This is a genomic window from Bacteroides sp. FSHCM14E1 (genome assembly GCF_019633785.1).
GTDB lineage: Bacteria > Bacteroidota > Bacteroidia > Bacteroidales > Bacteroidaceae > Bacteroides > Bacteroides hominis.
The window spans coordinates 18,238-37,734 of sequence record NZ_JADKYL010000001.1 but is presented as its reverse complement, the minus strand read 5'-3'; the positions used below and the strand labels follow the sequence as shown (position 1 = coordinate 37,734).

At 44.7% G+C, this 19,497-nt stretch carries 17 protein-coding genes and 1 pseudogene; 9 read left to right on the top strand and 9 right to left on the bottom strand.

Translation table 11 applies throughout. From position 1 onward, the window contains the following. Position 1: 1 nt before the first annotated feature. The 6 genes and pseudogenes from ISX59_RS00195 to ISX59_RS00170 all read right to left on the bottom strand — a co-directional run bounded on the left by ISX59_RS00195 (position 2) and on the right by ISX59_RS00170 (position 5,591). The gene (locus ISX59_RS00195; protein WP_220575520.1) at positions 2-1,066 is read right to left on the bottom strand and encodes an STM4015 family protein; all 1,065 of its coding nucleotides are present in this window, start codon (positions 1,064-1,066) and stop codon (positions 2-4) included. 122 nt (positions 1,067-1,188) lie between these two features. After that, on the bottom strand, positions 1,189-2,337 hold the full coding sequence (gene cydB / locus ISX59_RS00190; RefSeq protein WP_005776682.1) for a cytochrome d ubiquinol oxidase subunit II: 1,149 nt from the start codon (positions 2,335-2,337) through the stop codon (positions 1,189-1,191). A 25-nt stretch (positions 2,338-2,362) separates the two neighbouring features. Beyond that, positions 2,363-3,916 (bottom strand): cytochrome ubiquinol oxidase subunit I, encoded by a 1,554-nt coding sequence (locus ISX59_RS00185; RefSeq protein ID WP_005776681.1) that lies wholly within the window; start codon positions 3,914-3,916, stop codon positions 2,363-2,365. A gap of 32 nt (positions 3,917-3,948) precedes the next feature. Continuing rightward, positions 3,949-4,164, bottom strand: a complete 216-nt coding sequence (locus ISX59_RS00180) for a DUF4492 domain-containing protein (RefSeq protein WP_005776680.1) — start codon at positions 4,162-4,164, stop codon at positions 3,949-3,951. A 162-nt stretch (positions 4,165-4,326) separates the two neighbouring features. Next, positions 4,327-4,506 (bottom strand): annotated as a pseudogene (locus ISX59_RS21045) (AAA family ATPase); the annotation flags it as partial. A gap of 257 nt (positions 4,507-4,763) precedes the next feature. Then, entirely contained in the window at positions 4,764-5,591 is an 828-nt protein-coding gene (locus tag ISX59_RS00170; protein ID WP_005776678.1) for a DUF4373 domain-containing protein, read from the bottom strand. 459 nt (positions 5,592-6,050) lie between these two features. On the opposite strand from ISX59_RS00170, the gene ISX59_RS00165 reads away from it, so the two are divergent. The 6 genes from ISX59_RS00165 to ISX59_RS00140 all read left to right on the top strand — a co-directional run bounded on the left by ISX59_RS00165 (position 6,051) and on the right by ISX59_RS00140 (position 12,800). After that, positions 6,051-7,478 (top strand): TolC family protein, encoded by a 1,428-nt coding sequence (locus tag ISX59_RS00165; protein ID WP_005808797.1) that lies wholly within the window; start codon positions 6,051-6,053, stop codon positions 7,476-7,478. Between the two features lie 14 nt (positions 7,479-7,492). Continuing rightward, positions 7,493-8,716 carry an efflux RND transporter periplasmic adaptor subunit gene (locus ISX59_RS00160; protein WP_005808799.1) on the top strand — a complete coding sequence of 408 codons (1,224 nt, stop codon included), beginning with the start codon at positions 7,493-7,495 and terminating at the stop codon, positions 8,714-8,716. 2 nt (positions 8,717-8,718) lie between these two features. Further along, on the top strand, positions 8,719-9,462 hold the full coding sequence (locus ISX59_RS00155) for an ABC transporter ATP-binding protein (RefSeq protein ID WP_005776674.1): 744 nt from the start codon (positions 8,719-8,721) through the stop codon (positions 9,460-9,462). Between the two features lie 136 nt (positions 9,463-9,598). Next, the gene (locus tag ISX59_RS00150) at positions 9,599-10,819 is read left to right on the top strand and encodes an ABC transporter permease (RefSeq protein WP_005776673.1); all 1,221 of its coding nucleotides are present in this window, start codon (positions 9,599-9,601) and stop codon (positions 10,817-10,819) included. Between the two features lie 227 nt (positions 10,820-11,046). After that, positions 11,047-12,105, top strand: a complete 1,059-nt coding sequence (locus ISX59_RS00145; RefSeq protein WP_005808802.1) for a sensor histidine kinase — start codon at positions 11,047-11,049, stop codon at positions 12,103-12,105. Continuing rightward, positions 12,102-12,800 carry a LytTR family DNA-binding domain-containing protein gene (locus ISX59_RS00140; RefSeq protein ID WP_005819743.1) on the top strand — a complete coding sequence of 233 codons (699 nt, stop codon included), beginning with the start codon at positions 12,102-12,104 and terminating at the stop codon, positions 12,798-12,800. The genes ISX59_RS00145 and ISX59_RS00140 overlap by 4 nt, the downstream gene beginning before the upstream one ends. A gap of 229 nt (positions 12,801-13,029) precedes the next feature. Here the strand turns inward: ISX59_RS00140 and ISX59_RS00135 are convergent, their stop codons facing one another. The 3 genes from ISX59_RS00135 to ISX59_RS00125 all read right to left on the bottom strand — a co-directional run bounded on the left by ISX59_RS00135 (position 13,030) and on the right by ISX59_RS00125 (position 16,040). Beyond that, on the bottom strand, positions 13,030-14,184 hold the full coding sequence (locus ISX59_RS00135) for a hypothetical protein (protein ID WP_220575519.1): 1,155 nt from the start codon (positions 14,182-14,184) through the stop codon (positions 13,030-13,032). Positions 14,185-14,377: 193 nt separating this feature from the next. Further along, positions 14,378-14,707, bottom strand: coding sequence for a hypothetical protein (locus tag ISX59_RS00130; RefSeq protein WP_220575518.1), 330 nt, complete (start codon positions 14,705-14,707; stop codon positions 14,378-14,380). Between the two features lie 403 nt (positions 14,708-15,110). Beyond that, positions 15,111-16,040 (bottom strand): hypothetical protein, encoded by a 930-nt coding sequence (locus ISX59_RS00125; protein ID WP_220575517.1) that lies wholly within the window; start codon positions 16,038-16,040, stop codon positions 15,111-15,113. A gap of 630 nt (positions 16,041-16,670) precedes the next feature. Here ISX59_RS00125 and ISX59_RS00120 point away from each other — a divergent pair. The 3 genes from ISX59_RS00120 (at position 16,671) to ISX59_RS00110 (ending at position 19,453) form a co-directional block, all read left to right on the top strand. Further along, complete coding sequence (locus ISX59_RS00120; protein ID WP_122330479.1) at positions 16,671-17,405, top strand: outer membrane beta-barrel protein; 735 nt, start codon at positions 16,671-16,673, stop codon at positions 17,403-17,405. A gap of 11 nt (positions 17,406-17,416) precedes the next feature. Then, positions 17,417-19,090, top strand: a complete 1,674-nt coding sequence (locus tag ISX59_RS00115) for a S41 family peptidase (RefSeq protein ID WP_220575516.1) — start codon at positions 17,417-17,419, stop codon at positions 19,088-19,090. 228 nt (positions 19,091-19,318) lie between these two features. Next, positions 19,319-19,453: a hypothetical protein gene (locus tag ISX59_RS00110; protein WP_005819730.1), complete on the top strand. Its 135-nt coding sequence runs from the start codon at positions 19,319-19,321 to the stop codon at positions 19,451-19,453. Positions 19,454-19,497 lie beyond the last annotated feature (44 nt).

Below are 19,497 nucleotides of genomic sequence, written 5' to 3'. Positions count from 1 at the left end.
TTTACTCCGTAATCATTGGGAAACTGTAATCATCATCATACTCCTGTGAGTCGGAAACGTCGATCTTCACCGGCAGTGCCTTCTGCAACTCCTTTTTCATCTCGTCACTTAGGTAATTGTATTTCATATTGATAAACTTCAAGTGGCTGATCTTGTCCACATGATCCAGCAACAGTTGTGCTCCCTCGTCTGTCAATACTCCGGCAGAAATATCCATCGTCTCCAGTTGCGGAAGAATATCCGATTCGAGGAACATCTCCACAACAGCATCTTGTTCTTCCGCATCGACAATGCCCAGCCATTTCAGTTTAGGAAAACGGTCTTTGGAGAAGAGAGGCTTGAATACAGCCAGATCACCCTCAAATCCGTAGTCTTCCACTCCTACATAAAGGACCAGCTTTTCAAGGTTAAAGAGGTCGGACCCCAGAATGTCCTCCACCACCGAATCGGGCAGGCCACCACTGATAATCTCAAGTGACTTCAGGTTGGGACGAGGTTTCTTGCCAATGCTCAGATTATTGGTGCCTTTAATCTTGAGATTGTTCAGCAAGGGCATCACGTCCAACACCGGACCTAAATCCACCTGCTCAATCCAGGAGATCTCCTGTTCTTCAGAATCCATGTCTCCCCAGAACAGGCCCTCAAGATGGGCAAACTTTTCCTTATTCGCCACAATGCCGTCGGCAATAGCCGAGCAGTCCTCTCCGTCGTACCCCCAACAGCCGATCGTGATCTGCCTGAGCGACGGCAGCTTTTTATCCTTCAATATCCTATCCATCAAGTTCACGCCCTCTTCTGCCTCGTCATAGCTCAGCGCATACTTTTTAGCTTCCACCTTCATTTCCTTGGCAACCTCTTCCCGGGTTTCCACATATCCTTTCTTCGTCTTCTCCGCCACTAATTTGGCAGCGGCCTTTTCGGCCTCTTCGACCGACGAGAAATTCTTTACTTGTGTTTGTCCGTCTGTTCCCAACTTGCCATAGTTCACAACAACATCGGTTCCCCGAACATCGATGCTCCAGAACTTCTGAGACTTAAAGTCTTGAAATACAAATACTCGTTTCATAGTATGTCTGTTTAATTACTGATAAAAACAATGCTTATCCGCCTTCGTTTGTCAAGAGCAGATAAGCATCGCTACAAAAGTAATAAAATTCCGATATCCTGTACTTCTATCTGATAAAAATCTTAGTAGGCATGTCCGCCTTCGTCCATTTCCTTTGCATCGATCTTACGATTGTCGATGCTGCGCCAGGCGTAGAAGATGTAGGCGATGACAAACGGAACCAAGATAGAAACGTAAGCCATGGTTTTCAGCGTAAACTGGCTGGAACAACTGTTGGCAAGGGTGAGAGAGCTTTGTATATCCGTGTAAGACGGATAATAAGCTGTATTGTTATATCCGGCAGTAAGCAACAGTGCCAGGACGGTGAGTACCGTACCAATGCCGGCAAACCAGATCCCTTTATCGAATGTCTTCTTCAACATTGTTTTGCCAATGCCGAACAGCACCAGCACAACCCCTGCAAGGAATATAATCAGCACTACCGGCATTTCGATAAAGTTATTGAAATACTTATAAGGTTCCATATAGATCTCCTTTGTTTCCGGATTGACAGCATATCCGTCGGCCAACAAAGTGCGGATCACAAAAGTTAGGAAGAACACCAGAAACAGAGCTGTATTCGCAATCAACGAACGACGGCACTTGCCGACGAGTTCCTTATCGGCTATGTTATTGATGAAATAGAGAGCTCCCAGGATGCGTGCCAGAAAAAACACGGCCAGTCCCAGAATCACATTCCAGATATTGGTCAGCGCATCGAGCCCATGCCAGCCGTTGCCCCAATGGCTGATGACAGGCATAATCTCGTTCACCATATTGCCCTTATTGATATAAAAATCGGACCCTGTGAAGAAGGTAGCTACCGCACCTCCCAAGAGCAGAGGGCCGACCACACCGTTGATCACCAGAAAAGTCCGGTAAGTCTTCTTCCCGAGCAGGTTGCCCGCTTTGCTCTGAAATTCGTAGCTGACAGCCTGCAATACGAAGCTGAAAAGAATGATCATCCAAAGCCAATAGGCGCCACCGAAACTGGTACTGTAGAACAGAGGAAATGAAGCAAAAAACGCGCCACCGAAAGTGACCAGTGTGGTAAACGTAAATTCCCACTTACGTCCGGTGGAATTTACCATCATCTTGCGATGCTCCTCCGTTTTACCCAAACAAAACAGCAGAGAGTTGCCACCCTGCACAAACAGCAAGAATACGAGTATAGCCCCGAGCAGTGAGACTACCAGCCACCAATATTGTTGTAGAAAAATGTATGTACCCATAGTTTAAATGATTAATGGTTCGTGATTAATGATTAGCCGCCGGTCCCTTCTTGATCTCCCGGACCATGATGCCGATTTCCGCAATCAGCATTACCGTAAACAGAATAAGGAATATGAAGAATGTGGCCTGTACAGAGCCTACATCCAACTTTGAGATGGCTGCCGACGTGGGCAGCATGTCCCGTATCGCCCAAGGCTGGCGACCACATTCGGCCACTACCCATCCTGCCTGTCCGGCAATGTAAGCAAACGGAATGGTCCATAGTCCGATGTATTGCATCCATCGCATTTGCGACAGGTCTTTCTTATAGACAAAGAAGAGAATCGCAATGAAGAACAGGATAAAGTATCCACCCAAGATCACCATCACGCGGAAGGCATAAAAGTTGAGCGGCACATTGGGAACCAATTGGTTCACATCCTTAATATAACCATAACCAAAATAGGCAACATTCTCTTTCAGCGTGGCGGATGCCTGCTGCATAGCAGCCTCGTCACCGTCTTTTTTAGCCGCACGATAGGTGCCCAATGCAGTAATCGCTTTTTTACCCCGTTCTATTTTCTCGGCAGCCGAAAGCGCTTTCGTGCCGTCTTTCAGTTCGTATCCCCCCTCAATGATATTTTTGATGCCCGGCACAAAAGCATCTGCTTTACGCTCGGCCAGGAAGGAGAGCATCTTTGGAATCTCTATACGGAACAAAAACGGATTCTGACCGTCGTCATAAGTCTTCTTATCAGGATTCAGCACCCCGACAGCTACCAGCCCGGCTCCGTTCTGTCCTTCGTAATATCCTTCTACCGCTGCCAGTTTCATCGGCTGTGTTTGCGCAACGGCATAACCGGAACCGTCGCCGGTCCACACCGTCAGCACCGAAGCTACCAACCCGAAGATGGCACCAATCTTAATGCTGGCTATGGCAAACTCCTTGTCTCTCTTCTTCAGCAAGAACCAGCAACTGATGCCTATCACGAAAACAGCTCCCAGCACCCAACTCGAGAGCACCGTGTGGCAAAATTTATTAACGGCGACAGGCGAAAAGGCAACTGCCATGAAATCGACCATCTCGTTGCGCACTGTATCGGGATTGAACTCCATACCTACCGGATGCTGCATCCAGGCATTGGCTACCAGAATCCACCAGGCGGAGATCGTAGCTCCCAGTCCTGTGAGCCAGGTAGAAGTCAGGTGGAAACCTTTGCTGACCTTATCCCACCCGAAAAACATGACGGCAATAAACGTGGCCTCCATAAAGAAAGCCAAAATGCCCTCGATGGCAAGCGGCGCGCCAAAAATATCACCTACAAACCAGGAATAGTTACTCCAGTTGGTTCCGAACTCAAACTCAAGGATCAGTCCCGTGGCTACACCTACGGCAAAGTTGATACCGAAAATCTTCATCCAAAACTTGGCTGTCCGTTTCCAGAACTCATTGCCTGTTTTATAATAAAGGGTTTCCATGATACCCATAACGACTGCCAAGCCGAGAGTGAGCGGCACAAAAATCCAATGGTACATGGCTGTCAGAGCAAATTGGGCTCTCGACCAGTCAATAAGTGAAGTGTCAATACTTTCAATCATATCATTAGTAGTTAGAGTTAAACTTCAGCCGTTTATTGCCCGCGTTGTATCAGTTCGCCTGCAACGTATTCTTCCTTGTCCTTGTCGGTAGGCTGGCTGCTCAGAAAGTTAGGAAAGAAAAAGAGGCGGAGAATGAAGAACATGATGAAGAGTTTCACCAGTATAATCAGCCACAGGGTGCGGCCCAGAGTCATGCTTCGAAAACCTTCGACATAGAAGTTCCAGATATGGAGCAGTGTATTCTTCATAATACAGGGTAATTTTATAACATATCAAAATTAGTGTCTATACAAATAATAACAAAGATAATCTTAAAAATGTTGATGAAACAAGCAAAATAAACGGTTCTTACTCACCACAGAGGACACAGAACGACACAGAATCGAATCTAAGTTTCTGATTATTACAAAGATAGTCAGGCAGCCACTCTGATAAATCATAGGAATGGGATTGCCCACATTGGCACGGTCATCGTTCAGCGAAGTGGAGGGCACTTCGATTCCTTCCATCTCCCGTAAACCGAAATTGGTCTTCTGCAGCATTTCCACCAGGAAAGCAGGGGTTCCGCCGGTGAACCAATAGTCGCCAAACGAGTTTATCGTACTCGTCGATAAGCAGTTTTTCGAAACTTTGTATCCCTATCGGGAGTTTCCGCAACGGAATGGTTACGGGTGTATTCATGACTCTATTGTGTTTTTAGATACGTGCAAAGATAACATTTTACGACGGATACCCATCCGGGCACCCCCTCACCGACAGCCGGGCTACATCCCACCGACAGCCGGGCTACACCCCACCGACAGCCGGGCTACACCTCACCGACAGCCGGGCTACACCTCACCGACAGTCAGGGACCAGATCTCTGACAGCCGGAGGCCCTTATTTTCCGATCGCCACTTCTTCCGGACACTCCAAGCAAGTGAGGTAGACAAGAGATAGATCTGCAATCCTCCCGCCAATGCCTCGTACCGATAGGGATATGCCCGATACAGCATTGCCTGTCGATCCGCGTTTCGTCCATCCTTATCCGCCGGTCTGTCCGGAAGCCAAACAAAGATTGTATGTTCTCCCCAACAACGGCAGTGGTGGCAGCAATGGCGGCGGCAACAGGAACAAGCACGGAGGTTTCGCTTTTACTCTTTTCTGTTGTTTCTGTTGTTGTATTGTATTGTTCTGTATTGTTCTGTATTGTATTGTAGGTTTTTCTGGGTTTTTCTTCCTCAGCCACAGCAAGTTGCAAAGGTTCTTCCGCAACAGGTTCCGTAACCTCTTCCATCACTTCCGGAATCACATTATGCACAGTACGAGCCACCTTTGGCGGACGTCCTCCTTTCGCTCCATTACGACGGCTGTTTGCACATCTCCGGTCCATAGGTTCCATCACTCGGTCCAGATAAAAAGAATGAAACTCCGGCTCCTCTCCTTCACCAAAATCAAAAAGCCCGAAGTTGAGCAGCACATCTCTGAACAACTCAACAGTACCGTTATTGCAACGCGCCAACTGGCTCAATAAGGAAGGTCTGTAACACGTCGTATAGGCAGGCTGATGACGCAAGTAGATCAGAATTGCCATATAGGCTCCCACTCCTCCCGGTCCGAGAGCTTCTATCAAGTCTCCCACTTCCCGTGTGTTCAGGAAATCTTTCTCAAGAATAAAAAATTGTTTTCTTTCCATTTGTTTTTGAGTTTAATTCACCACGGAGGACACAGAGAACACAGAGAGTATCTTTCTCTTAAACATCTTAATAAACAAGAGATTAAAACTCTGTGTCCTCCGTGTACTCTGTGGTGAATCGTATTCATTTCTATACAGTTCATCGTTCTAAACGTTCCGGCTTACAAAAGTAAATATTTACCTTTTAAGAAGTGTGACCTGACAGGTCACACTTCTATCAAAGTTCCTGAAACACACCTCCTTTTTACCTGTGAGGGCAGTTACCGGTCACCGGGACATTTCCCACTCAGGAAATCTTAAAAAAGATTCTCTGTGGAACTCTGTGTCACTCCGTGGTAAACTTCATTCATCGATTATAGTTCATCTTTTATCGTTAAAACCTCCGCTCCCGTCTATCGCTTTTGCGCCTCTTTCTTATACGCTGTACCTTTGTTTCAGTAAAATCAAAGAACCAAGCGTATGACAAACGTAAAAAGAATCACCCTGATAGCCCTCTGCCTGGCAGCCACCCTGCCCGAAGGCGGATTGTGGGCGCAACAAACCGGAACCTCCGGACAAATGCAGGCCAGCGACTCGGTGGCAATACCTGCCCGGTGGGACCTGCAAAGCTGCATCGATTATGCTTTGCAGCAAAACATCAGCATCCGTCGCAACAGAATCAACGCACAAAGCACACAGGTGGACGTGAAGACAGCCAAAGCGGCCCTCTTCCCCAGCCTTTCATTCTCCAGCAGCCAGAATCTGGTGAACCGCCCCTATCAAGAGTCGAGCAGCATCATCAGCGGATCGGAAGTGCTGAAGAGCAGCAACAAGACAACCTACAACGGAAACTACGGGCTGAATGCACAATGGACCGTATACAACGGCAGCAAACGCCTGAAGACCATCGAGCAGGAAAAACTCAACAACCGGGTGGCGGACCTCGACGTGGCTACTTCGGAGAATGACATCCGGCAGTCCATCGCCCAGACCTACATACAAATACTGTATGCGGCCGAGTCGGTGAAGGTGAACGAAAACACCCTGCAAGTATCCGAAGCCCAGCGGGACCGCGGCAAGCAACTGCTGGATGCGGGAAGCATCGCCCGGAGCGACTATGCCCAACTGGAAGCACAAGTCAGCACCGACCGCTATCAACTGGTCACGGCACAGGCCACGCTTCAGGATTATAAACTGCAACTGAAACAACTGCTCGAACTGGACGGCGAACAGGAGATGCAGATATATCTGCCTGTGCTGGGTGACGAAAATGTACTGTCGCCCCTGCCCACCAAAGCAGACGTGTTTCAGGCTGCCGTGGCCCTACGGCCGGAGATCGAGGCAAGCAAACTCAGTGTGGAGGCTTCGGAACTGGGCATCGGAATAGCCCGGTCGGGATATCTGCCCAGCGTCAGCCTGACAGCCGGAATAGGGACAAACCATACGAGCGGAAGCGACTTCACCTTCGGGGAACAGGTGAAAAACGGATGGAATAACTCCATCGGACTCAGCATCAGCGTACCTATCTTCAACAACCGGCAGACGAAAAGCGCCGTAGAAAAGGCCAAACTTCAGTATCAGACCAGCCAACTGACGCTGCTCGATGAACAGAAAACTCTGTATAAGACCATCGAAGGGTTGTGGCTCGATGCCAACAGCGCACAACAACGCTATGCGGCAGCTGTAGAAAAGTTGCGCAGCACGCAGACCAGCTATGAACTGATCAGCGAACAGTTTAATGCCGGCATGAAGAATACGGTAGAACTGCTTACGGAGAAGAACAATCTGCTGCAAGCACAGCAGGAGTTGCTACAGTCCAAATATATGGCCATTCTAAACACTCAACTGCTGAAGTTCTATCAGGGAGACGAGTTGACAGGACTCACCGCAGAGAACAAAAACATTTAATACGTATAAACGATATGAATAAGAAAAAGATCATCCTTATCGCCGCAGGCATCGTCGTACTGGCAGGCGGAGGGCTTTGGCTCTTCGGAAGCCCGACGGCCAAGCACAAAGTGACCTATACCACGGCGACCGTGAGCAAAGGCGAGATATCCGAATCGGTGACCGCCACAGGAACCATCGAACCGGTAACGGAAGTGGAAGTCGGTACACAGGTATCCGGAATCATCGACAAAATCTATGTGGACTATAATGCGGCAGTGACCAAAGGACAGCTGATTGCCGAGATGGACCGCGTGACGTTGCAGAGTGAACTCGCTTCACAACGCGCCACTTACAATGGAGCGAAAGCGGAATACGAATATCAGAAGAAGAACTATGAACGCAGCCGGGGACTGCACGAAAAGGCGCTGATCAGCGATACCGACTACGAGCAGTCGCTCTACAACTATGAAAAGGCAAAAAGCTCGTTCGAGAGCAGCCAGGCTTCGTTGGCCAAAGCGGAACGCAACCTGTCGTATGCCACCATCACTTCACCGATCGACGGCGTGGTCATCAGCCGCGATGTGGAAGAAGGACAGACCGTAGCTTCGGGATTTGAAACACCGACCCTATTCACCATTGCCGCCGACCTGACTCAGATGCAGGTTGTGGCCGATGTGGATGAAGCCGACATAGGCGGTGTGGAAGAAGGACAACGGGCTACATTCACCGTAGATGCCTACCCGAACGACGTATTCGAAGGAACGGTCACGCAAATCCGACTGGGAGACGCAAGCAGCACCAGCACGAGCAGTACGTCGACCACCGTAGTCACTTACGAAGTAGTGATCTCCGCCCACAATCCGGACTTGAAGTTGAAACCCCGCCTGACAGCCAATGTCACCATTTATACCCTGGACCGCAAAGACGTGCTCTCCGTGCCCGCACGCGCACTGCGCTTCACCCCGGAAAAGCCGCTGATAAGCGACAAGGATGTGGTAAAAGACTGTGAGGGCGAACATAAACTGTGGACACGTGAAGGAAATACATTCACGGCACATCCCGTACAGACAGGTATCACCAACGGTATCAATACCGAAATCACCGGAGGAGCCTCCGAAGGAATGGTAGTAGTGACCGAAGCAACCATCGGAAGCATGCCCGGTGGAAACGTAGCACCCGAAGCCGGACCGGACGGTGGCGGAGAGCAAAGCCCGTTCATGCCAAGCCACCCGGGCAGTAAGAAGAAAGGAAAATAAGTATGAGCAAAACAGTCATCGAACTTCAGAACATCAAACGCAACTTCCGGGTGGGAGACGAAACGGTACATGCGCTGCGCGGAGTTTCGTTCACCATCACCGAAGGGGAGTTTGTCACCATCATGGGTACTTCCGGTTCGGGAAAGTCGACGTTGCTAAACACGTTGGGTTGCCTCGACACACCCACCAGTGGAGAATATCTGCTGGACGGTATCTCGGTGCGTACCATGAGCAAGCCGCAACGCGCCGTATTGCGCAACCGCAAGATAGGCTTTGTCTTTCAGAGCTACAACCTGCTGCCGAAAACGACCGCCGTGGAGAATGTGGAGCTCCCGCTGATGTACAACTCGGGAGTCAGCGCCTCCGAACGGCGCCGGCGGGCCATCGAAGCCCTCCGCGCGGTAGGGTTGGGCGACCGGTTGGAACATAAATCCAACCAAATGTCCGGCGGACAAATGCAGCGTGTAGCCATCGCCCGCGCGTTGGTCAACAATCCGGCAGTCATCCTCGCGGATGAAGCGACGGGTAACCTCGATACACGCACCTCTTTCGAGATTCTGGTGCTGTTTCAGAAACTGCATGCCGAGGGGCGTACCATCATCTTTGTGACGCACAACCCGGAAATAGCCCAATACAGCAGCCGCAACATTGTGCTGCGCGATGGGCAGGTCAAGGATGATAGTGTCAACCCGAACATTCTTTCGGCAGCCGAGGCACTGGCCGCACTGCCTGTACAGGAAGAATAATACAGTTTAGAAACGAATACGATTCACCACAGATTACACGGATTCTCACAGATTAGTAATTTATTTTACTGAGAGTTAAACTAAAATATCTGTGTTAATCTGTGTAATCTGTGGTGAACTCAAAACCATTACCATTATGAATGGAACCAATTTATTTAAAATAGCCCTGCGTGCCCTGAACAACAACAAGCTGCGCGCATTCCTTACGATGCTTGGAATCATTATCGGTGTGGCATCTGTCATCACCATGCTCGCCATCGGACAGGGATCAAAGAAAAGCATTCAGGCACAAATCTCCGAAATGGGCTCCAATATGATCATGATCCATCCGGGAGCAGATATGCGCGGAGGAGTCCGTCAGGACCCCAGTGCCATGCAGACACTGAAACTGACCGACTACGAATCATTGCGGGACGAAACCAGTTTTTTAGCTGCCGTCAGCCCGAATGTTTCCAGCTCCGGGCAACTGATAGCCGGTAACAATAACTATCCGTCATCCGTCAGTGGCGTGGGTACGGACTATCTGGAGATACGCCAGCTCTCGGTCGACAACGGCGAGATGTTCAGCGAAGCCGATATCCAGTCCAGCGCCAAGGTGTGCGTGATAGGAAAAACCATTGTAGACAATCTTTTCCCCGGTGGAGAAGACCCCGTGGGACGCATTGTCCGGTTCAATAAAATCCCGTTCCGCGTAGTGGGCGTACTGAAGTCCAAAGGCTACAACTCCATGGGTATGGACCAGGATGACATCGTACTGGCCCCCTACACCACCGTGATGAAGCGCCTGCTGGCACAGACCTATCTGCAAGGCATTTACGCTTCTGCCCTCACCGAGGATATGACGGACAATGCCACGGAAGAAATCACAGAACTCCTCCGCCGCAATCATAAACTCAAGGAAGGGGACGATGATGACTTCACCATCCGCAGCCAGCAGGAACTGAGCAGCATGCTCAACTCCACCACCGACCTGATGACCACCCTGCTTGCCTGCATCGCCGGCATCTCGCTTGTGGTAGGCGGAATCGGAATCATGAACATCATGTACGTCAGCGTCACCGAACGTACCCGGGAAATCGGCCTGCGCATGTCAGTCGGTGCACGGGGAATCGACATCCTGAGCCAATTCCTGATAGAAGCCATCCTGATCAGTATCACCGGCGGCCTTATCGGAGTAATCATCGGGTGTGGTGCCAGCTGGCTCGTGAAAAGCGTTGCCCATTGGCCCATCTTCATCCAGCCCTGGAGTGTATTCCTGTCGTTTGCTGTGTGCACCGTCACCGGGGTCTTCTTCGGATGGTATCCGGCCAAGAAAGCAGCCGACCTCGACCCGATCGAGGCAATCCGATACGAGTAATCTATCACAGAGGACACTGAGAACGTAAAGTAAAAAAAAGTATAAAGAACGACGAAAGCCCGATATTCTATCAGTAAAGCCTATGATGCTGATTGCTTTCATTGCCTATTATATATTCTTTATACATTATATATATAGTAAACTCTGTGTCCTCTGTGGTGATCCCCGTTTATCGTTCATTGTTCAAAACGTCCCAAACGTAAACTAAAATTAGTATCTTTGTCCCCATGAAACAGTCTCTGACATCAGCCCGCCGCCCTCTGGAAATACTGATACATATTATCAGCTGGGGGATCGTGTTTGGTTTCCCTTTCTTCTTTATCGATCGTGCGGGAAACAGCATCAATTGGAGTGCCTATCTGCGCCACTCTGCCGTACCCATCTCCTTTGTCACCGTATTCTATCTGAACTACTTCCTGCTGGTCCCCTTCCTCTTGTTCCGGGAACAGAAGAACAAGTACATCATCTATAACATCCTGCTGGTCTGCATAATCGGCCTCCTGCTGCACATCTGGCAAAGCCTGAATGCCCCGATCCCCCCCATAAAAAAACCTCACATGCCTCCCGGATGGATCTTCTTTGTACGGGACATCCTGAGCCTTATCTTCACCATCGGCCTGAGTGCCGCCATCCGCATGAGCGCCCGCTGGGGAGAAGCCGAAGCCGCCCGCCGCGAAGCGGAAAAAAGCCGCACCGAAGCCGAACTGAAAAACCTGCGCAATCAGCTCAACCCGCACTTCCTGCTCAATACGCTGAACAACATCTACGCACTGATTGCCTTCGACAGCGACAAAGCGCAGCAGGCTGTACAGGAGCTCAGCAAGCTGCTCCGCTATGTGCTTTATGACAACCAGCAGAACTACGTCCCCCTCTGCAAAGAGGTCGACTTTATCCGCAACTACATCGAACTAATGCGTATCCGCCTCTCTGGAAACGTAGAGGTCATTACGCAACTCGACATACAACCGGACAGCCAGACGAAGATCGCCCCGCTGATCTTCATCTCCCTTATTGAGAACGCCTTTAAACACGGCATCTCCCCTACCGAACCGAGCTTCATCCACATCCTTATCTCTGAGAATAAAGAAGAGATCCGGTGTGAAATACGCAACAGCTGCCATCCCAAAACCAATATGGATAAAAGCGGATCGGGCATCGGCCTCGAACAGGTGAGCAAGCGCCTCGAACTGTCTTACCCCGGACGCTACCGATGGGACAAAGCCATCTCTGAAGATGGCAAAGAATATATATCGAAATTATTAATATTTAATCATCCACAGCCGTGAAACTACATTGCGCCATAGTAGACGACGAGCCTCTGGCACTCAGCCTGCTGGAGAGTTACGTCAACAAAACCCCTTTCCTTGAACTGGCAGGAAAGTATTCCAGCGCCGTACAAGCCATGAAAGAACTTCCGGGACATCAGATTGACCTGCTGTTTTTGGATATCCAGATGCCGGAGCTTAACGGCCTGGAATTCTCTAAAATGGTAGATGCCCGTACCCGTATTGTCTTTACCACCGCCTTCGGTCAATACGCCATCGACGGATACCGGGTCAACGCACTGGACTACCTGCTCAAGCCCATCTCGTATGTCGACTTCCTGCAGGCCGCCAACAAGGCATTGCAGTGGTTCGAACTCGTTCAGAAACCCGAGGAAATAGACAGTATTTTCGTGAAGAGCGACTACAAACTGGTACAGGTAGAGCTCAAAAAGATATTGTACATAGAAGGTCTGAAGGACTATATCAAAATCTATACCGAAGATGCTCCCAAGCCCATCCTATCACTTATGAGTATGAAGTCCATGGAAGAGCTGCTTCCCCCCACCCGCTTTATACGTGTACACCGCTCTTTCATTGTCCAAAAGGACAAAATACGCATCATCGACCGCGGCCGCATCGTATTCGATAAGACCTACATCCCCGTCAGCGATAGCTACAAACAAGCTTTCCAAGCTTTCCTTGACGAACGAAGTTGAAAGGATTTGCAGCTGATTTATCGGTAAAATGTGAGCATTTGTCGATTATTATTTATATATAAACAAAAAAATCTCTATCTTTGTAACAAACAGAACGGAAGTTGTGAAACTTCCAAGAATAGAATAGTTTAGTTAAGTCTAGTTTAGTTTTTGTGTTGAAGGGCTTCTACCTCAGAGGAGGATTTAGAAGCCCTTTCTATTTATACCTTATAATTCTAATAAGAGACATCTACACTTGTTTGAGTCTGAGCGTATTCATCATTCTCTCTATAAATGGTTTTTCGTATGTCAGAGCTTCAAGGAATACATCTGGTAAAATTCCAGGGGTAATTGTATCCAATGTTGCCAATAATGTACTATATTTAGGTCTTAATAGTTCACACCCTTTATTATAGCAGCTATTTACGTATTCTTGCCACTGTCTGACCAACATATGCCCCCGTTGCTCCTCTAAATTCGGGATACTCCAGTTATCTCCACACCCCAAATGAGTAGCAGTAGCAGGCATACCTGAAGCTTCCATAAAAATACTACACGGAATGCACGAACCAATCTTAGAAGTTCCGGAACTCAAAGCAAACTCAACACACATCTCCTGCCTTTTATCCATAGTATTTCCAAATTGCATTATAGCCTGAGTCATCCCATGATTACTTTTGAATAAAAACTTTCCATCTAAAATGTCTAAAGATTCTAAGAGTTCTTTAGTAACAGTATCTGGAGTTTTTTCGCCACTTAAATATCCTGTAGGGATGTAGTGCCTTAATGACTTAAATTGTTCACTTACTTTTTTTATGCACTCTAAAGATTGATTAGTAGTTTTAGCCGCATCTTTGTAAGCAGTACTAATTTTTTCTTGTTCGTAAGTGTCAATTTCTCTATAATGGGGAGAATAGATTTCTAATTTTGAAGCTCCTATAAAAGATATAGTTTTCTCTACTATCTTATATAGCCCTCCTATATATGCTCCACGAAGAGGATTTTGGGCAGCTTTTTGTAATTGATCTACAACAACCTCAAAGTCTTTTGCCCATTGACTAAACTCTTCTACCGTCATTCCACCATGTTTAGCCCCAACAAAAGGCAAGTGAGATGACGGAAGTGCTTCTTTTATATCTACATTACACCCCACATTAGCCAATAGTTTTTGGATTTCCTTATGCTCTTGAACGGTTTTCGCATTTTTATCACTAATTTTTGCATTTTCTATAACGATCCTCTCTTTTTCTTGCACAGTCATCGTTTTACTTTCTTGAACTAACGATTTTTGTTCATATATAAGCTGCGTCCTTTGTGGTTTTCTTTCAACAATTGATTGGTGAATAAACCCCACTGCAATGGCAGTACATAGAACATCTGCATTGTTTGAATTTAAAATAGCCATAATATTCCTGTTTTTTTAATTAAAGTTAGTGTAAGCTTACGATACAAAAGTATGCAATAGGAAGGTTGGAAGCAATTATAAATTTCTGATAAGGAAAATAACCTTTCGGATGCAAGAGGATTTCTCTTAAATGAGAAAGCCCCGATTCCTAAGAACCAGGGCCATAAAAGTAGAAATTAAGTTGAAAAGCTCACTATTCCTTCACAATCTCACCTTTCTCATTCAAAAGAACAGTGATATCTTCTGTAGATTGATCTTCCTTGGTTACAGTCACAATCACTTTATATACCTTACCGGCTTCTCTTTCCGAAACGAAAGCCTCCTTTATAGAAGCACCTTCATAGTCTTTGGCCAATGCATTGATGACAGGAGTAGGAAGTTCCTTTGCGGCAACTTTTGTAAATTCGTCCTGAGGAGTTTGCAGAGTTTGTTCTACTGCTAAAGTGTCACCCGATACACCGGCAAATGCTACTGAAGTGCCTAATCCCATAATCATTGCTAATGCTGCTAATACCTTTTTCATAATCGTAATTTTTTAGTGTGAATAATTAAAACTAACTCTTATGCTAAATAAAAGACAAAGGACATGCCAGAATACTAACAGGCCACAAAGCAACTATAAAACAGCAAGTTACATTCAATATAATAAAAAAAAGATTGGGAAATAAATGGGGAATAGACACACACTTTGGGGAATAAATACACAATAAGCTCCGAATCTTTCGATCCGGAGCCTTACACGGTTATAAAAAAACAACGAGGAGAATCGCGTAGTTTTCCGTTTACACAATATTGGAGATAGTTACTTTAGGTGCCAGGGTTACCGATTTACTACTCAAGCAATATATTTCCATACTACCTCGGATATTTCTTCCTACCCTGTGATCACTTTTCAGAACCCGCCCATAACATTCAAAGCACATCAACTAAAGTACCGGACAAATAAAGAATTCCTTGGTTTTGCTGCTTTGTGCAAGTATATAACATGCTTGATTCTCTTTGAACGAAGTAACCGTATCATAAAACGAATCAAGATTTCCATTATTTAAATCTTTGTCTGTTTTTCTATCTGTAGAAAGTTCCCACATAAACCAACGTCTATCTTTCTCGCTGTGGAAATATGCAATAGGTTTGCCCAAATGCACAAATGCAGTCACACTTGGGTAATAGCGTGCCCAATTGCCACATCTCAATTCTGATTGACCGTTCCATTTTGTAGATAACTCAGAAACAAACCATCGATTGTCTTGTGCACTATGCGCAAACAAATAACTACGCCCATTTTCGACAAAAGGTATCAAGACCTTGTAAAAACGTGCCCAACGCCCTTCTTTAATTCTGTTCTTTCCATCCCAATTAGTGGACAACTCAGTCATAAACCAACTCTTATCCGAACTGCTATGAGCAAAAATATAATTTTTACCGTTTTCATTAAAAGGGATCATAACATCATAGTCTTTGCCGAATCCCTGGCCATTTTTTATTTCTTTCTGTCCATCCCATTTAGTAGATAACTCAGAAATAAACCACCGATTTCCTCTGTTACTATAACAGAATATGTAATTTTTTCCATTCTCAACAAACGGAACCTGAGAATTATAATACCAATGCCATTTATCATCGATAAAAACCTGACCTTCTCCCTCTGACGTCAGAGATGACAACTTAATCTTATTTCCATCAACACTATGAGAAAAAAGAAAATTCTGACCATTCTCCTCAAATCTCACCATTAGTGAAAAGAAATAACTCCAATTTCCTCTCTTCATACCTTTCACATTAAGCAGGTTGCCCGCTTTTCCGTTACCCGCAATATTTCCTATGTTGAAACCTGCTGTATCCATCTTTTCATTCATAACCCTAAAAATATTATTCTACTCTATCAAAGGCTTTTCGAAACCCGCCTATACATTTTAACTATTTCTGCAAGCTTACGATACAAAAATATGGGATAAAAAGAGCGGAAACAATTATGAATTTCTGATGAGCATATTGGCCTTCCGAAAACCGGGAGATTTCTTTTAAATCGAAGAGAAAAAAACGAAATAGCATCAGTCAGATGGATACCGGAAAGGTAATATTACCAATATCATCTAACATATTTGTGGTATTTTTCATATAAATTTTAAAAAAAAGCAATGAAATGTGTTTGTTTTCCGGCATAGAATAATAGTTTTGTAAAATATAGAAGTACCTATTTTAATCAAAACCTGAATATATATGAAGAAATTTAAAGTTTATAGAGATAATCAGATGTAGGCGAATTCTTTCCACAAGGAGAATTCGCCAAGTGATATTTCAATCATAAGATACCTGAATATGATTGAGCATGCTATGGATCTGAATAGCATAAAATCCCATTGATGATACAGTTCCGTTGCACGTTTCTCGTGACAACATTAATACACAGTCGATACCTGTTCGTATTATACCTAATTTAATCCACCATAATTTACTTATTCGAACCACAACATCCGTTTGGTTCTTTGTTTAATTTAAACATTAATTTTATGAAAAAACAAGTAGCAATTTTCATTCTGTTAGGAATTATAACAATTCCTTCATCTGTAAAAGCACAGAAATTAAAAGTTAGTTTGGATGTCGGTATCTCCAGGAGTATTTTAAGTAGCGACGTTTCCAATCTGGTCAATACACGTTACAATACCCAAACAGGGGTTGCAACCGGTGTAAATCTTGAATATAACTTCTTTAAAGACTTTATTGTGGGAACAGGTCTGGGATTCATACAAAGAAACTATGAATATAAAAAGACGGATAATATTACGGGAACACATACACTGTATAAAAACAACTTTATGAATGTACCGCTGAATGTAGGGTTATATATTTTCAATAACCCTTATAAAGAGAATGGTGTATGGCTCAAAATTCAAGGCGGTGTTTACTATGAATACTTTACAAGAATGCACCGGAAAGGAGAATACCCGATCTTTGCACAATTACAGAAAGACGGTTCCTATATCAGAGCTCAAGTGAATGAAACGTATGATTTCAAGCGAAATGAAAATAACTTGAAAAGAAACCTGTTCGGGATAGAGGGCACAGGAGAAATCGGTTATTCTTTTAAGAAAATCGATGTTTTTGCTTCATACACCTATCAGTATGGTCTAACCGACATATACAAAGCAAAAACTTCTTCGAATCGTAAATCGAGAAGAATCTCAAACATAATATCATTGGGCGTCGCCTATAAATTCTAAAACTATAGATTATGAAAACTAAAAAATATAATTGGACATTACGTCACTTCTTTCTTTTATTTCTTGTGCTCTTTATTTCTGGAAGTTGCGTTGAAGACGTTACAGAATCAACCAAAGAACCAACACGGTATACAGCAAGTGATATAAAATCATATTCTGACCTGTTCGATGTGTTTTGGAATACAATGAACCAGAAATACAATTATTTTTACGAGCAGAGTAGTTTGAACTGGGAAGCGATATATAAAGAATATACTCCAAAGTTCAAAGAATTAAAAACGTTTAACAGGGATAAACAGTATACCAAAGCTGAAATATCAGATGATTGTAACAAAGCAATAGAATACTTTACAGAAATCATTGATCCTATCATAGACCGGCATTTCTATGTAAAAATATCACTTCCCGTGTCACATAGTTATTTCAAAAGCGCCATTTTTTATGGTGGAATGAAGAGTAAAGACAAGATATATGCTTATCCTTTTGATCTAAAGTATGAATATATGAAGTCTAAGATACAACCTGACACAGGAGTATTCGGACATAAAAATGATATGTTAGGTGGCTTCTTATCAGACAATCCCGACATATACTATTTCGGTTTTAAGTCGTTTACAATAAGTAATGATTATATAGTTTCTTTTGGTGATGAATACTTGGTTATAGATGATAAAAGCCCGTATTATTTAACAGGAAAAGAGATAAGAGATACCATTGAAGCGAAAATAAAAGACCCTGCTGTAAAAAGTGTCCTGATTGAGAAGTCTATAGAGTATATAGATAAGTTTAACTCTTTTATGATGTCCGAAATCGCGCAAGATGCAATAAAAAAAATAGAGAACTTTAAGCAGTCTGAAACTATAGACGAGAGTTTTGTCGAGGCATTACTCAAAGCCAAAAAGAATGCACCCAATATAAATTTAGAGCTATTACAGCTAAGCGGTCTGGAAGAGTTTAAACTAAATCCGAATTATACCAAGTGGTTTAAACAACGCTCGACCGAGCATTTACAATTAGCATGTGAGTATACAATTTTTCTCTCGGATATAGATAATGTTATCAACAATCAATATAAGATAGATTTCTATAAGAATTTCCTGGTACCCCTCAAAAACGGGGATATAAAAAAGATAATACTGGATCTTAGAGGAAACGGTGGCGGTATGGTTCTTGATGCAAGAACATTTACAGATCGCTTTATCACCAAAGACGCCATCTTTGGCTACCAGAGGTTCAAAGAAGACAATAATCCATTCAGTTATACCCCATGGACACCCTGCATGACAAAGCCAACAGACATTGGGATAAAAAAAGAAATACCGGTAGTTATTCTCTTAGACAAGAACAGTGCAAGTATGTCTGAAATCAGTACCCTAATGCTAAAAAGCCAGGGGAAACATGTCACTGTCGTAGGACATTATAGTGCCGGTGCAACTGCCGGATTAGGAGATTCGGATCAGTTTAACGGAGGGCTGAGAGGTAAAGTCGGTGATTACTTAGAGTTTTATATGCCTTTACTTGCAATGCAGGATGCAACTCATACTGTAATAGAAGGAATCGGGATTAAACCGGACTTCCTAATGGAACCACTAACCGAAGAAGAAATTTATGAAATGGCCCTTTCACCTTATACCCATATTGATCGCACGTTAAAACAGGCTGTAGAAATATTAACCAACAATTAACAGCCCTTTTACGATTAAGACCGGAGAGAGCCGGGAATCGACTAAAAATTAATTGCCGCATTGATGTTCCGGTCATGATGTGCCCTGTATTCAGTGTACAATCATTGACGGGATATCAAGCGGCATCCCTCCCGGCATAGCAAATTTGAGAATGTAAATCGAATCCAGTTGATTTCATCCTTCTCTTTTTAAACTATATTTGTGACCCAATAATAAAAAAATGAATATATGCTTATATTAAGAACTATTTTAGTCTTCATACTTGCCGGCATTTGTGAAATTGGTGGCGGATATCTGGTATGGTTATCGGTTAAAGAGGGTAAGTCGGTATGGAGATCCATCTTTGATCCAAACCAAACATAAATTCAATTTATTTGTTAATTATATAATCATAATAACGAAAACAG

Excerpts from the sequence above, each read along its gene's own strand:
- ISX59_RS00195 (WP_220575520.1), bottom strand. The coding sequence starts at position 1,066 with ATGAAACGAGTATTTGTATTTCAAGACTTTAAGTCTCAGAAGTTCTGG.
- cydB (WP_005776682.1), bottom strand. The coding sequence starts at position 2,337 with ATGGGTACATACATTTTTCTACAACAATATTGGTGGCTGGTAGTCTCA.
- ISX59_RS00185 (WP_005776681.1), bottom strand. The coding sequence starts at position 3,916 with ATGATTGAAAGTATTGACACTTCACTTATTGACTGGTCGAGAGCCCAA.
- ISX59_RS00180 (WP_005776680.1), bottom strand. The coding sequence starts at position 4,164 with ATGAAGAATACACTGCTCCATATCTGGAACTTCTATGTCGAAGGTTTT.
- ISX59_RS00170 (WP_005776678.1), bottom strand. The coding sequence starts at position 5,591 with ATGGAAAGAAAACAATTTTTTATTCTTGAGAAAGATTTCCTGAACACA.
- ISX59_RS00165 (WP_005808797.1), top strand. The coding sequence starts at position 6,051 with ATGACAAACGTAAAAAGAATCACCCTGATAGCCCTCTGCCTGGCAGCC.
- ISX59_RS00160 (WP_005808799.1), top strand. The coding sequence starts at position 7,493 with ATGAATAAGAAAAAGATCATCCTTATCGCCGCAGGCATCGTCGTACTG.
- ISX59_RS00155 (WP_005776674.1), top strand. The coding sequence starts at position 8,719 with ATGAGCAAAACAGTCATCGAACTTCAGAACATCAAACGCAACTTCCGG.
- ISX59_RS00150 (WP_005776673.1), top strand. The coding sequence starts at position 9,599 with ATGAATGGAACCAATTTATTTAAAATAGCCCTGCGTGCCCTGAACAAC.
- ISX59_RS00145 (WP_005808802.1), top strand. The coding sequence starts at position 11,047 with ATGAAACAGTCTCTGACATCAGCCCGCCGCCCTCTGGAAATACTGATA.
- ISX59_RS00135 (WP_220575519.1), bottom strand. The coding sequence starts at position 14,184 with ATGGCTATTTTAAATTCAAACAATGCAGATGTTCTATGTACTGCCATT.
- ISX59_RS00130 (WP_220575518.1), bottom strand. The coding sequence starts at position 14,707 with ATGAAAAAGGTATTAGCAGCATTAGCAATGATTATGGGATTAGGCACT.
- ISX59_RS00125 (WP_220575517.1), bottom strand. The coding sequence starts at position 16,040 with ATGAATGAAAAGATGGATACAGCAGGTTTCAACATAGGAAATATTGCG.
- ISX59_RS00115 (WP_220575516.1), top strand. The coding sequence starts at position 17,417 with ATGAAAACTAAAAAATATAATTGGACATTACGTCACTTCTTTCTTTTA.
- ISX59_RS00110 (WP_005819730.1), top strand. The coding sequence starts at position 19,319 with ATGCTTATATTAAGAACTATTTTAGTCTTCATACTTGCCGGCATTTGT.